The sequence below is a fragment of the Streptomyces sp. NPDC052064 genome, from assembly GCF_055585925.1.
The window spans coordinates 84,392-97,089 of sequence record NZ_JBVJJE010000014.1; the positions used below are offsets into that span (position 1 = coordinate 84,392).

The window sequence follows — 12,698 nt, forward strand, 5'->3', positions numbered from 1 at the left end:
GTGGCTACTCCCCCTGGTACGGCAGCGTCGTCCCCGGCAGGTTGTACTCGTCCCGTCGGCCGCACATGCCGAAGCCGCCGAGCCGGGTGGGCGCGGCCTCGTGGGCGGTGGCCTCGCCGAGGTAGGCGGGCTCACCGTCGGCCAGCGCGTCGAGCTGGGCGCCGGTGCGTTCGGCGGTGGCGAGGGCGCCCTCCTGCCACAGGGCGCGCCAGGTGGGTACCTTGTCGCGCACGATCCGGGCGGCGGCCCGCTGGAACTCCAGGTAGGGGCCGTTGTCGCCGGCGACGAGCGCCTCGCGCAGGGCGAGGTAGCCCTCCACGGCGAGGTCCCGGCGGCGCTGGGCGGCCACCGCCGTCTCCGGTCCCGTGCCGGGCGGCAGGGTCGCCGCGGCGGCGTACCTCTCGGGGTCGGCGAGCACCTCGGGCGGGAAGGTGAACACGGCGTCCCCGGCCTCGGGCAGGCCGCTGTTCTGCATCAGCACGGTGATGCGCAGATCGCCGCCCTGCACCATGCGGTGGACGGTGCCCGGCGTGAACCAGGCGATGGAGCCGGCCGCGAGGGGGATGTCCCGGTAGCCGTCGGGGCTCAGCGTCTGGACCGCGCCCCGGCCGCCGGTGACGACGTACGCCTCGGTGCACACCAGGTGCAGATGCGGGCTGCCTCCGCAGACGCCGTCGGCGGCCTCCCAGTCGTAGGCGCTCAGATGGGACAGGCCGATCGCGCCGGGCAGCGGGTGCGGCAGGGCGGGCTTGGCATCGTTCACCACGGCAGGCCCTCCAGGTGCGTGCCGACCCGGTCGCGGTCCCAGGCGCCGTCGGCGACGACGAGCCGGTACCGGAAGGCGAAGGACTCGCCCGGCGGGAGTTCGAACTCCTCGAAGAACGCCCAGGAGAAGGCGACCGTCGGGAAGGGTTCGGAGCGGACGAACCAGTGCGACTCGTGGATCGCGGACGTCTCGTCGAGGTTCTCGGGCGCGTGCGCGAAGACGAGGGTGGAGTGACCGTCGACGTCGTCGTGCTCGGTGGTGAAGGCGAGCCAGGGGCCCTGGGTGCCCATCAGCTTGCCCGCGTCGGCGTCGGTGTCCGGGGCGAAGACCGTGCCGCCGGTGAAGTCGCGCGGGCCGCGCCACTGGAGTCCGGTGTAGCCGGCCATCTCGCGGCCCGCGGTGGTCGGGGAACCGAAGGCCAGGGGCTCGGAACGGACGTTGGTGAGGCGGATCGACCAGTCCAGGGCCCAGGCGCCGGCCTCCTCGTTCACCGAGTGGACGGTCAGCCCCCGCACCTCGCGCGCCCACTCCTCGCCGCCGTTCTCGACCCAGGTGAGCTCCTCGGTGAAGGCGAGGCGGTCGTCCTCGACCGTGAACTCCGGGAAGCCGTCGTGCCGCATGGAGCCGACGCGCTCGGGCAGGCGCAGATAGCCCTGGCCGTGGACGTAGCAGTTGCCGCCCCAGAAGTTCTGGCCGGACAGATGGCTCGCGGTCATCTGGAGGCCCTTGTGCCAGCGGTGGTCGTTCGGCCGGTAGCCGGTGACCGTGCGGCCGGACAGGGTGCGCACCGGGTGGGCGTACGGCTTGCGGGACTCGAAGGGATCCGGGTCGGGGCGGTAGACGTAGCGGAGGATCTCCGTGCCGTTCGCCGCGGTGACGGCGATGTCCTCGCCGTGGGTGTGGGTGACTCGGATGCTCATGCGCGCTCCTTGGGGGCCCAGTCGGGGTATTCGCCGTGCATGGCCTCGTAGAAGGGGTCGCCGGGGCCGATCTCGCCCGCGTGCACGGAGCGGCCGGTGAACGCCGCCTTGTACAGGGCGGCGGCGAACTCCAGGGTGGCGCGGGCGTCCTGGCCGCTGCCCGGTGGTCGGGTGCCGTTGTCGTAGGCGTCGAGGAGTGCGCCCAGCTGGGCGGTGTGGGAGCTGGGCACGTCGTTCGAGGGGGTCCGCCAGGCGATGGCGCGGTCGGAGGCGACGTGCGGGGCCGGGGTGTAGACCCAGCTGTCGTTGGAGTGGCCGTACAGGTGGGTGAGTTCGACCGTGGCGTCCGCGCAGTCGACGCGGATACGGCTCACCTCGTCCGGGGACAGCACACTGTTGACGACGGTGGCGAGGGCGCCGCTCCTGAACCGGACCAGCGCGGTGGAGACGTCCTCGCTCTCGGTGTCGTGGACGAGCCGGGCGGCCATGGCCCGGATCTCCTCCCACTCGCCGAGCAGGTGCAGCATCAGGTCGTACTGGTGGATACCGTGGCCCATGGTCGGCCCGCCGCCCTCACTGGCCCACTTCCCGCGCCATGGCACGGCGTAGTACGCGGTGTCACGGTGCCAGGTGGTCTGGCAGTGCGCCACCAGCGGGGCGCCCAGCTCGCCGCTGGTGATCAGCTCGCGGGCGTGCACCGCGCCGGAGCCGTAGCGGTGCTGGAAGACGACCGCCGCGTACGCCCCGGAGGCCTCCTCGGCGGCGGCGATCTCGTCGTACTCGGCGAGCGACAGGGTGAGCGGCTTCTCGCACAGCACCCAGGCACCGGCCTTGAGCGCGGCCACCGTCTGGTCGCGGTGCAGGGAGGGCGGCGTCCCGATGAGGACCAGGTCGGGGCGGACGGCGTCCAGCATCGCGTCCACCGAGGTGTATCCGGCGACCTGGTCGCCGGCCAGCTCGCGGAAGGCGTCGAGCCGCTCCTGGTCGACGTCTACGGCGGCGACCAGCTCCACCCGGTCGGAATGGGCCCGCAGCGCGGGCAGATGACTGCCGCTGACGATGGCTCCGGTGCCGACGACGGCCACGCGGCGGCGGGTGGGGGGCAAGGACATGCGGCGCTCCTCGGACGGCCGGCGGACACACGCTTGGAAAGCACTTTTGAAAGCACTTCGGAAAGCGCTTGCACTCGGAAGGCGACCCTAGGCGTGAGCGAATGTCTGGACAACCCCCTCGCATCGACCTGCACAAGGTCTTCCCGAGCGTTCTCCCAGCTCGGGGCCGAGATTCCGGTTGTTGTCACCACCATGGAAACGGCGTTCCCCCGCCTCCCTACGGGGGCTGACCCCACCGGGAACCGGCTGCCAGCCGGAGTGATCGAACGGCGGCCCGTCCCTAGCGTTCTGTCACACCGCACCCCTCTCCGGTATGTCCCTGCCAGTAGCGAGGGGGCATCGGCGACAGAAAGGACATAGACCCGTGTTATCCCGCAATTCGGGAACCGCGAGACGAGCCGCCCTCGCCCTGACGGCCGCCGGTCTCGCCTTGACGGCACTGCCCGCCACGGCCGGGGCGAGTCCCGGCTCCGACCCCCTCGCCCGCTACCACGACCAGCGCCTCACCTGGAAGAGCTGCGTACTCGGACCGGACGACACGACCGGCAAGGAACTGGAGCAGGCGGGCGCCCGCTGCGCCGACGTGACCGTACCGCTGGACTACTCGGACCCCGGCGGCCGCACGATCACCGTCGCGATATCCCGGATCCGCGCCACCGACACCGCCCACCGCGTCGGCCCGCTGCTGCTCAACGGCGGCGGCCCCGGCGGGCCGTCCCTCGGCGACGCGCCGTGGGTGCGCAAGGCGATGAAGGGCGTCGCCGCCCGGTACGACGTGGTCGGCGTGGATCCCCGTTTCGTCGGCCGCAGCACACCGCTGGACTGCCGCTGGCCGACCGGCTCGGCGTGGCGCGGGGCGGGTGGGGACCGGGCCGGCTTCGACCGCGTGGCGGCGTTCTCGAAGGACCTCGCCGAGCGCTGCCGCACCAACGCGGGCGACGTCCTCCCCCACGCCACCACCCGCAACACCGCCCGCGACATGGACGTCGTCCGGGCCGCGCTCGGCGAGCGGCGGATCTCCTATCTGGGCTACTCGTACGGCAGTTACCTCGGCGAGGTGTACACCACGATGTTCCCCGGCCGGACCGACCGGGTCGTCCTGGACGGTGTGATCGACCCGGACCGGTACGGGCCCCGGCTGCTCAAGGGCGTCGAGCGGGCCAACCGCCGCGCGCTGGAGGGCTGGGCCTCCTGGGCCGCCGCCCGCGAGGCGGCGTACGGGCTGGGCGGCACCCGGGGGGAGGTGCTTACGAGCGTGGAGCGTGTCCGGAAGGCCGCGGCCCGCACGCCGCTGCGGCTCGGCGACCACCGGCTGGACGAGCACGTGATGCCCTTGGTCGCCTTCAACGGCCTGTCGCAGCACAACGACGCCGCCTACGGGGACTTCGCGCAGGCCGTCCGGGACATGCTGCGGGCGTCGCGGGGGCAGCGGGTCACGCCGTCCCCGTGGCTCGCCGGGGTGCTCGAATTCGTGCTCACGGACACCGACTCCCACTACGGCAGCGTGCAGACGGCGATCCTGTGCGGCGACGGCCCCGCTCCGCGCGACCCGGAGGTGTACTGGCGCGACGTGCAGCGGACCCGGGCGGCGGACCCGCTGTTCGCGCCCGTCACGCACAACCTGAGCCCGTGCACGTTCTGGGACCGGCCGCGTGAGCGTCCGACCGAGATCCGGGACGACCTGCCGGCCCTGCTGGTCAACGCCACCGGGGACCCCCGCACCGACTACGACGGCGCCCAGACGGTCCGCGGCATGTGGCCCTCCTCGCGCCTGATCACCGTGAGCGGCGCCGACCAGCACGCGGTGTACGGCGTCTACGGCTCGACGTGCGTCGACGACGCGGTCAACGCGTACCTGGCCACGGGCCGGTTGCCGGGGCGGGACACCGACTGCGCGGCGCCCGCGGACAGCTGGAGTCCGTCTTCGAACGGGAGCGAGATGCCCTGCGGGCACAGCAGGGCATCCACCGGCTTCGGTCCCGGCAGTGCCGACGCCATTTTGGGGTGTGCCCCGGGTGGCCGGTCCGAGGCCGGGAGCGTGGCTCATGCCCGGCGAACCGCGTACCCCAGATACGTCACCACCGGGCTGCTCTCCGGCTCGAGCACCATGTCGACGAGCTCCGGCAGCTGATCGTCGGTGAGCGTGCCACGCCTGCGCCCGCGCGTCGCGCGCACCAGGCTGCGTACGTCGCGCGGCCTGAACGCCGAGACGTCCATCGCGGACAGTCCCGCCCGGTCGAGGGACTCGGCAAGCTCCACCGGGCGGCGCAGCCGGTGCGCGGCGTAACGGCCCCGGGGCATGATCCGTGTACCCGGGAAGGCTTGGAAGGCACCGAGGTAGATGAGCCGGGACGCGGGGGTGCGGTTCACCGTGTCGTAGACGAAGGCCGCGCCGGGGCGCAACACACGCGCCGCCGCCACGAGGACCGCGTCCGGCCGCTCGGTGATCTCGAGGGTGTCGGCGCAGTACACGAGGTCGAAGGAGTCGCCCGGGACATCGAGTTCCTCCGCGGGAGTCGTCAGGTAGGTGACGCCCAGCCCGTCGTCCGCGTCCAGGGCCAGGGCCGTCGCGGCGGGGGACGGATCGGCGGCGACGACCTCGAAACCGAGCTGCGCGAGGCCGCGGGCCAGAAGGCCGCGCCCGCTGCCGACGACGAGTGCCCGGCTGCCGGCCGCCGCGAGGCTCAGCTCCCCGAGCACGCGCCGCAGGTACTCCATCCGTACGGACTGGAAGGTCAGGGCCCGAATGTGGCGGCCGTCGACGGCCGCGGCCGAGTCGAGGGCGACGTGCGGGGCGGCGGGCATGGCAAGCTCCCTCGACGCTCAGGATCAGGTTCCCTGAGGGAACCTAGCATCGACGAGTTCCCTCAGGAAACCCATCGCCGATACCATCGAAGAGTGACCCGTACCTCCCTCTCTGATGTCGCGTGTTCGATCGCCCGCGCGATCGACCTGTTCGGCGACGCCTGGACGGCCCTGATCATGCGCGACGTCCTCGTCGGCATCCGCCGTTTCGACGAGCTGGCGGAGGACCTCGGCCTGTCCCGCAAGGTTCTCTCCGCGCGGCTGACCCGACTGGTCGAGGAGGGCGTACTGACTCGCGAGCGGTACCAGGTCAGCCCGCCGCGCGAGGAGTACGTGGCCACGGAGAAGGGCCAGGAGCTCTACCCTGTCCTGCTGGCGCTGATGACCTGGGGCGACAAGTGGTACGCGGGGGCCGCGGGGCTGCCCGCCCTGATCCGCCACGACGCCTGCGGGCACGCCACCACGCCGGTCGTGGCCTGCGACGCCTGCCAGGAGCCGCTCACGGTGGCCGACACGACACAACTGCCCGGCCCCGGCGGACGGGTAGGGCCGGGCACGCGGCTATTGGCCCCCCTGATCGCCGCGCGGGGTGAGGAGGACCCGGACCCGGCTACAACCACGGACCCCGCCCGATCAGCTCCTTCCTGATTTCGTTGCCGCCGCCCGGGGCTTGTTCACCCGGGCGTCCTGCCCGGCGCGGGCCATGCGGCACTCGGCCGCAGTAGCGGCTTGACCGCGCCCGAAGGCCGCCGTCCACGATCCACGGCCGTCTGCTGTTCGGGCACATCAACGCGTGGCTCCACTCGAGGCTCGGGAGCAGCCACAGGGCACCCGGAATCCAAGCGGTGCGACCTGCACCCCCCACCAAGTCGTCGGCAGAGACCCGCGGTAACGCGACCAGCGCGCACGCCGGAGCCCGGACCCCTTCAGGTCCGGGCTCCATCAGTCGATGCCGCCAGGGGTGGCCATCCGGACCGCCCTGCTCGAATCAGGACTCGACGATCTTGCGTACGTTGTCCACGGACCCACAGCCGGCCTTCAGCTGACGCTCACGCTCCTGCGAGAACGCCATGCCCAGTTCCTCCCGCCGCTCCATCGCCACGTTCTCCCGCGCACCGTTCAGGATGGTGCGCTCCTCCTCGTCGGCATGATGGGTGACGGCCTCCACCAGACCCTCGAGTTTTTCGTCCCACTCCTCGGAGCCGACCTCCTCGACCTCGAGGAGGCCCAGAAGGGCCTTGTTTCCCTCGTCGTGCTCGTGCTCACCGTGCTCGACTTCTTCGTCATCGATGTTCTTGTACCGCTTGAGCGCCGGGTAGACCTTGGCCTCCTCGGCCAGCGCGTGCGCGGTCAGCAGGTCTGCGAATTCCCGCAACGCACCCGCACGGTCGGCTTCGACGCTGCGCATCCGACGGAAGAGGTCTTCCATACGCCGGTGGTCCTGGAGAATGAGCTCGACGACGTCTTGCGTATCGACCATGGAACAGGAACCTCTTTCTTGCAAGAGAATCGGGCCATTCATTTACCCCGTTCCTGACGTTTTTCGCGCCACAGCGGGCCTGACGGTCTACCAGCGATACCAGCGACCCTTGCGGCCACCGCTGTCCACGCTGCGCAGTACGAAGCCGAGCAGCCACAGCACCAGCACGATCACCGCGAGCCACCACAGGGCTTTCAGCGCGAAGCCCGCGCCGAACAGGATCAGGGCCAGCAGTAGGACGAGAAGCAAAGGAACCATAGATATCAGCCTCCGCCCCTCTGGTGCCCTGCCATTGGGCGAACACGCAGTCGAATTTCTGTGTTTCTCCACCCGGATCAGGGGCACCTGAATCGCTTTTCACTTCACCGCCAACGTCGCCGTGGTCACGGTGCCGTTCCCCGGCCCCTGCCCGACGGACACGTCGCATCGGGTCGGTCCCCCACTGCGCCGCCGGGGGCCGCTGCGGTGACCGCAAAGACCAAAACCTCCGTTGGTTCCGCAAGAGAGACAGCTCATCGGCGCCCGGTGCAGCATGTGGCCCACGTCACCCTCCCCCACAGGGCCTTCCCCTACCCGCAACGACGTACCGACAGGTGGTGGCACTCGTGCGCCTGCGCACTCCCCTCGCCCTGCTCGGGGCCGCCGTGCTCGTGCTCGTCGGACCGCCGCTGCTGACCACCGGCAGCGGCTCCGAGACCGGCACACAGATCCCGGGCCTGCGTTTCATGGTCCCCAACACGCCCGGCGGAGGCTACGACATCACGGCCCGTACGGCCGCGAAGAACGCCGAGGACGCAAAACTGACCCACAACATCGAGGTGTTCAACCTGCCCGGCGCCGGCGGCACGGTCGGATTGAGCCGGCTGGTGAGCGAGCACGGCAACGGCAAGCTCGCCATGTCCATGGGCCTCGGGGTCGTGGGCGCCGTCCGTTCCAACGACGCGCCGAAGACGCTCGGCGACACCACGCCGATCGCCCGGCTCACCGAGGAGCAGGACGTCGTCGTGGTCGCCAAGGACTCCCCGTACAAGACGATCGACGATCTCATCGGCGCCTGGAAGGAGAACCCGGGCAAGCTCCCGGTGGGCGGCGGGTCGTCGCCCGGCGGGCCCGACCACCTCGCGCCGATGCTGATGGCGCGGGCCGCCGGGATCCCCCCGAAGCAGGTCAACTACATCCCGTTCGACGGCGGCGGCGAGCTGCTCGCGTCGATCCTCGGCAACAAGGTCGCCTTCGGTGTGTCCGGCGTCGGCGAGTACCTGGACCAGATCAAGGCGGGCGAGCTGCGTCTCCTCGCGGTCACCGGCCCCGAGCGCGTCCAGGGGCTGGACGCGCCCACGCTGAAGGAGGCCGGGTACGACGTGAACTTCACCAACTGGCGCGGCATCGTCGCCCCGCCCGGCCTGACCGACGGAGAGCGCGACAAGCTCGTGCGGCTGATCGAGGAACTGCACGGCTCGGACGAATGGCGGAAGTCCCTGGAGCAGAACGGCTGGGACGACGCCTTCCTCACCGGGGAGAAGTTCGGCGCGTTCCTCGACGCCGAGGACAAGCGCGTGGTTTCGGTGCTGAAGGAGCTGGGACTGTGACGACGCAGACCACCGACATTCCCCCCGCGGAGCGCGGCGAGCGGCGCTCGTGGCTGCGGGAGAACTCCGAACTCGGCGTGTGCGCGCTGCTGCTGGTGCTGGGCGTGCTCGTCCTGACGGACGCGCTCACCATGGACGTCGACATCGCCCAGCGCGGCCCGGTCGGCCCGAAGACCGTGCCGGTCGTGGTCGGCGCCGGCCTGCTGGTGATCGCCGCGCTGCTCGCCGTGGACGTGCTGCGCGGCGGCCGGGGCCAGGCCGAGACCGGCGAGGACATCGATCTGTCGGAACCCGCCGACTGGCGCACGGTGCTGCTGCTCGCCGGGGTGTTCCTCGGCTCGGCCGTCCTGATCGAGCCGCTCGGCTTTCCCGTCGCGGGCGCGCTGCTGTTCTGGGGTGCGGCGTTCGCGCTCGGCAGCCGCAGGACCGACCGCGATCCGCTCATCGCGGCCGGGCTGTCCCTCGTCACCTACGTCGTCTTCAACAACCTGCTCGGAGTGCCCCTGCCCGGCGGTCCGCTGATGGGAGTGCTGTGACATGGACGCCTTCAACTCCCTCATGGACGGCTTCGGTACGGCCCTCACCCCGGTCAACCTGCTCTGGGCCGTCATCGGCGTGCTGCTCGGCACGGCCATCGGCGTGCTGCCCGGCATCGGCCCGGCGATGGCGGTCGCGCTGCTGCTGCCGGTGACATACGGGCTCCAGCCGACCGGCGCGTTCATCATGTTCGCCGGCATCTACTACGGCGCGATGTTCGGCGGCTCGACCACCTCCATCCTGCTCAACACGCCCGGCGAGAGCGCGGCGGTGGTGGCGGCCATGGAGGGCAACCCCATGGCCAAGTCCGGGCGCGGCGCGCAGGCCCTGGCGGCGGCCGCCGTCGGGCACTTCGCGGGCGGCCTGATCGGCACGATCCTGCTGGTGGCACTCGCGCCGACGGTCGCCGAACTGGCCGTGGACATCGGTGCGCCGGACTACTTCGCCATCATGGTGCTGGCGTTCATCGCGGTGACGTCGGTGCTGGGCTCGTCCCGCGTCCGGGGCCTCGCCTCCCTGCTCATCGGCCTCACGCTGGGCCTGGTGGGCCTGGACCAGATGACCGGCCAGCAGCGCCTGACCTTCGGCTCGCTCCAACTGGCCGACGGCATCGACGTGGTGATCGTCGCGGTCGGTCTGTTCGCGATCGGCGAGGCCCTGTGGGTGGCGGCGCACCTGCGGCGCAGCCCGCCGGAGCCGATCCCGGTGGGGCGTCCGTGGCTGGGGCGCGGGGATGTGAACCGGACCTGGAAGTCGTGGCTGCGCGGCCCGTTCATCGGTTTCCCGTTCGGCGCGATCCCGGCGGGCGGCGCGGAGATCCCGACCTTCCTGTCGTACGTGACGGAGAAGCGCCTGTCGAAGCACAAGGACGAGTGGGGCAAGGGCGCCATCGAGGGCGTGGCCGGTCCGGAGTCGGCGGCGTCGGCCTCGGCGGCGGGCACCCTGGTGTCGATGCTGACCCTGGGCCTGCCCACCACGGCGGTCGCGGCCGTCATGCTGGCCGCCTTCCAGCAGTACGGCATCCAGCCCGGCCCGCTGCTCTTCGAACGCGAACCCGACCTGGTCTGGGGCCTGATCGCCTCGCTCTTCGTCGGCATGGTGCTGCTGCTCGCGCTCAACCTGCCGCTGGCGCCGGTGTGGGCGAAGCTGCTGCGCATTCCACGGCCGTACCTGTACGCCGGGATCATGTTCTTCGCGGCGGTCGGCGCGTACGCGGTCGGCGGTGAGGTGATCGACCTGGTGATCCTGCTGATCATCGGCCTGATCGGCTTCGGCATGCGCCGCTACGGGCTGCCGGTGCTGCCCGCCGTCATCGGTGTGATCCTCGGCCCGAACGCAGAGCAGCAGTTGCGGCGCGCGCTCCAGATCAGCGACGGCAGCGTGACGGGCCTGTTCAACACGCCGTTCGCGGTGACGGTGTACGCGGTGATCGTGCTGCTGCTGGCCTGGCCGCTGCTGAGGAAGGCGGTGACGCGCGGGCGCGTGGAGGCCTGACGCACGTGACGTCGTGGGGGCGTGGCCCGGCCGGGCCACGCCCCCACGACGTTTCTCAAGGCACCGACTCCCGTGTGCCGTCGGGGAAACGGATCTCCACGCTCCCGTCGGCCGCGGCCCGTACCCGGGCCTGTTCAACCATGGCGTGCACCACAGGGTCGGCACTGAGCACGACCAGCGTCACCATCAGGCGCGTACCACCGGGGTGGGACCGCAGCGTCAGGAACGGCGTCGCCGAGTGGTGCCCGTACGCATTGCTGCCCACGGCCGCTACGACCGCCCCCTCTTCGTCGCTCCAGCCGTGCAGGCCGACGAGCGCGCTGGTCAGGCCGTCCGCGTGCCGGGCGAGTGCCCAGCCGGGGCCGGTCCGGGCGGCCGGTGGCGCGGTGTCGTCGGCGACGGCCCAGCCGCCCTCGCGTACGGGCGTGCCGGGAGGCGCGTCGACGCGGTGCACCCGGACCTCCCAAGGGCCGTGCACCACGCTGACCGTCTCGATGCGGTGGCCTTCGCTGTCGCCCGGGAGCAGGGCCTCGTGCCAGGAGGCGGCCCGGGGGCCTTCGACGCCGAGGGGGTGGATGCGGCCGCGGGGGGTGGGTGTGCCGTCGGGGGCGAGCAGCGCGATGTGGTTGTCGGAGCCGCACGCCCGCGGGGCCGGTGGCGTCTCGGGGGCCGTGGCGGTGGAGTAGGCGAAGCGGGCGTAGTGGGGGCTGTCGTCGGCTGTCGCCGGTGGGGGCGGGAGGCGGTCGCTGCCGTGGTTGACGACGCGGACGATCCCGTCGGCGGCGGTGGAGTGCAGCAGCCAGCCTGGCGCCGGTAACGCGAGGCGCACGTCGGCCGTCTCCACCGGGCCGGGTTCCTCGGGCGCGGTCCACACGGGGTGGTCGGCGGGCAGGAGCAGGCCGAGGAAGGCCTTGCTCGCCCAGTACGGGGAGGCCGGCCCCGAGTACCGCTGGGTGACGGGGAGGAAGGGGCCGTACCAGCCGAGCGTGAGCAGTCCCCGGGCGTCGGGCACGCCGCGCTCGGCGAAGTGCTTCAGCGCGCCGGAGGCGAGACGGCGGGTGCGGCCGGGCGGCAGTGGGGTGGCGTCGGCGAGGGCACCCGCCCACAGCGGGGCCGCCGTCGCGAAGCGGTAGGTGAGCGAGCGGCCCTGGTGGACCGGCGCGCCGTCGGCGCCGAAGAAGTGCTGGTGGTCGTGGAGGAACGACCGCAGGCGCGTCCGGTGTTCCGCCACCAGCCGGGGGTCGGCGTGCGGTCCCGCGATCCGGGCCCACAGGACCGGGTACAGGTGCAACGCCCAGGCGTTGTAGTAGTCGAACTTGCGGCCGTCGCCGTCGGTGTACCAGCCCTCGCCCCGGTACCAGTCCTCCAGGCGTGCGAGGCCGGCGTCGATCTCGCTGCGGCTGTGCGGGGCGCCGACAGAGGCCAGGAACTCCTCGGTGATGACCTGGAACAGCCGCCAGTTGGAGTCGTTGACCACGGCTCCGACGAAACCGCCCAGCCAGTCGGCGACCCGCTGCCGTACCCGGTCGTCGAGCCGGTCCCAGATCCACGGGCGGGTCTCGTGCAGGGCGATCGCAAGGGACGCGGCCTCGACCATGGGCTGGGACCGGTCGGTGATGGGCGGCCAGCAGTCCGGGCTGCGCGGGTCGGTGCCGGCCGTGAGCCCGGCCGCGTACCGCTCGATCAGGCCGGGCACGCCCTGCCCGCCCGACCCGGCGATGCGGAACGCGGCCAGCAGGAAGGAGCGGGCGAACCCTTCGAGACCGTCCGACCAGGGCCCGGAGTGGCTGGGCGGGCCGGGCAGCCGGTACTGGGCCAGGCCCGGGGAGGCGTAGGGCATCAGGGCGTCGAGGAGGCGGTCGGCGATCGCCTCCCAGTGGGCGCGGGTCCAGCCGGTGAGGGGCGAGGTCAGCGGGTCGGGGGGTGGCAGGTGGGGCAGGTTGGGGAGGTGCGTCGGGTCGGGGAGCGACACGTGCGGCGCGCTCATGCGGGTGC

The 12,698-nt window shown here is 72.0% G+C and carries 12 protein-coding genes; 5 read left to right on the forward strand and 7 right to left on the reverse strand.

Translation table 11 applies throughout. The features are described from left to right. Positions 1-4 precede the first annotated feature (4 nt). From ACZ6TU_RS32520 to ACZ6TU_RS32530, 3 genes are read right to left on the reverse strand one after another with little or no spacing between them, the layout of a single operon-like run. On the reverse strand, positions 5-766 hold the full coding sequence (locus ACZ6TU_RS32520) for a cupin domain-containing protein (RefSeq protein WP_467678527.1): 762 nt from the start codon (positions 764-766) through the stop codon (positions 5-7). Beyond that, a complete protein-coding gene (locus ACZ6TU_RS32525) occupies positions 760-1,686 on the reverse strand; it encodes a DUF6807 domain-containing protein (RefSeq protein WP_467678525.1) in 927 nt (308 codons plus the stop codon). The genes ACZ6TU_RS32520 and ACZ6TU_RS32525 overlap by 7 nt, the downstream gene beginning before the upstream one ends. After that, the gene (locus tag ACZ6TU_RS32530) at positions 1,683-2,798 is read right to left on the reverse strand and encodes a Gfo/Idh/MocA family protein (RefSeq protein ID WP_467678523.1); all 1,116 of its coding nucleotides are present in this window, start codon (positions 2,796-2,798) and stop codon (positions 1,683-1,685) included. The genes ACZ6TU_RS32525 and ACZ6TU_RS32530 overlap by 4 nt, the downstream gene beginning before the upstream one ends. Before the next feature lie 364 nt (positions 2,799-3,162). Between ACZ6TU_RS32530 and ACZ6TU_RS32535 the strand changes: the two genes are divergently transcribed. Beyond that, positions 3,163-4,929 (forward strand): alpha/beta hydrolase, encoded by a 1,767-nt coding sequence (locus ACZ6TU_RS32535; RefSeq protein WP_467678521.1) that lies wholly within the window; start codon positions 3,163-3,165, stop codon positions 4,927-4,929. On the opposite strand, the gene ACZ6TU_RS32540 is transcribed toward ACZ6TU_RS32535, so the two are convergent. Continuing rightward, the gene (locus ACZ6TU_RS32540) at positions 4,842-5,603 is read right to left on the reverse strand and encodes a class I SAM-dependent methyltransferase (protein ID WP_467678519.1); all 762 of its coding nucleotides are present in this window, start codon (positions 5,601-5,603) and stop codon (positions 4,842-4,844) included. The two genes, ACZ6TU_RS32535 and ACZ6TU_RS32540, sit on opposite strands and share 88 nt — an antisense overlap. 93 nt (positions 5,604-5,696) lie before the next feature. Here ACZ6TU_RS32540 and ACZ6TU_RS32545 point away from each other — a divergent pair, with 93 nt between their 5' ends. Then, complete coding sequence (locus tag ACZ6TU_RS32545) at positions 5,697-6,251, forward strand: winged helix-turn-helix transcriptional regulator (protein WP_467678518.1); 555 nt, start codon at positions 5,697-5,699, stop codon at positions 6,249-6,251. 340 nt (positions 6,252-6,591) lie between these two features. On the opposite strand, the gene ACZ6TU_RS32550 is transcribed toward ACZ6TU_RS32545, so the two are convergent. Together ACZ6TU_RS32550 and ACZ6TU_RS32555 are read right to left on the reverse strand one after the other, a co-directional pair. Beyond that, positions 6,592-7,083, reverse strand: coding sequence for a hemerythrin domain-containing protein (locus ACZ6TU_RS32550; RefSeq protein ID WP_467678517.1), 492 nt, complete (start codon positions 7,081-7,083; stop codon positions 6,592-6,594). A gap of 87 nt (positions 7,084-7,170) precedes the next feature. Beyond that, positions 7,171-7,341, reverse strand: a complete 171-nt coding sequence (locus ACZ6TU_RS32555) for a hydrophobic protein (protein WP_338775843.1) — start codon at positions 7,339-7,341, stop codon at positions 7,171-7,173. A 347-nt stretch (positions 7,342-7,688) separates the two neighbouring features. Between ACZ6TU_RS32555 and ACZ6TU_RS32560 the strand changes: the two genes are divergently transcribed. From ACZ6TU_RS32560 to ACZ6TU_RS32570, 3 genes are read left to right on the forward strand one after another with little or no spacing between them, the layout of a single operon-like run. Then, the gene (locus tag ACZ6TU_RS32560; protein ID WP_467678678.1) at positions 7,689-8,672 is read left to right on the forward strand and encodes a Bug family tripartite tricarboxylate transporter substrate binding protein; all 984 of its coding nucleotides are present in this window, start codon (positions 7,689-7,691) and stop codon (positions 8,670-8,672) included. Then, positions 8,669-9,208, forward strand: coding sequence for a tripartite tricarboxylate transporter TctB family protein (locus ACZ6TU_RS32565; protein WP_467678515.1), 540 nt, complete (start codon positions 8,669-8,671; stop codon positions 9,206-9,208). The genes ACZ6TU_RS32560 and ACZ6TU_RS32565 overlap by 4 nt, the downstream gene beginning before the upstream one ends. Position 9,209: 1 nt before the next feature. After that, positions 9,210-10,703 carry a tripartite tricarboxylate transporter permease gene (locus tag ACZ6TU_RS32570; protein ID WP_467678514.1) on the forward strand — a complete coding sequence of 498 codons (1,494 nt, stop codon included), beginning with the start codon at positions 9,210-9,212 and terminating at the stop codon, positions 10,701-10,703. Positions 10,704-10,758: 55 nt separating this feature from the next. Here ACZ6TU_RS32570 and ACZ6TU_RS32575 read toward each other — a convergent pair whose 3' ends face one another. Further along, the gene (locus tag ACZ6TU_RS32575) at positions 10,759-12,690 is read right to left on the reverse strand and encodes a DUF2264 domain-containing protein (protein ID WP_467678512.1); all 1,932 of its coding nucleotides are present in this window, start codon (positions 12,688-12,690) and stop codon (positions 10,759-10,761) included. Between the last annotated feature and the right edge of the window lie 8 nt (positions 12,691-12,698).

Coding starts and splice junctions, on each gene's coding strand:
- ACZ6TU_RS32555 (WP_338775843.1), bottom strand. CDS start 7,341: ATGGTTCCTTTGCTTCTCGTCCTACTGCTGGCCCTGATCCTGTTCGGC.
- ACZ6TU_RS32550 (WP_467678517.1), bottom strand. CDS start 7,083: ATGGTCGATACGCAAGACGTCGTCGAGCTCATTCTCCAGGACCACCGG.
- ACZ6TU_RS32575 (WP_467678512.1), bottom strand. CDS start 12,690: ATGAGCGCGCCGCACGTGTCGCTCCCCGACCCGACGCACCTCCCCAAC.
- ACZ6TU_RS32530 (WP_467678523.1), bottom strand. CDS start 2,798: ATGTCCTTGCCCCCCACCCGCCGCCGCGTGGCCGTCGTCGGCACCGGA.
- ACZ6TU_RS32570 (WP_467678514.1), top strand. CDS start 9,210: ATGGACGCCTTCAACTCCCTCATGGACGGCTTCGGTACGGCCCTCACC.
- ACZ6TU_RS32525 (WP_467678525.1), bottom strand. CDS start 1,686: ATGAGCATCCGAGTCACCCACACCCACGGCGAGGACATCGCCGTCACC.
- ACZ6TU_RS32540 (WP_467678519.1), bottom strand. CDS start 5,603: ATGCCCGCCGCCCCGCACGTCGCCCTCGACTCGGCCGCGGCCGTCGAC.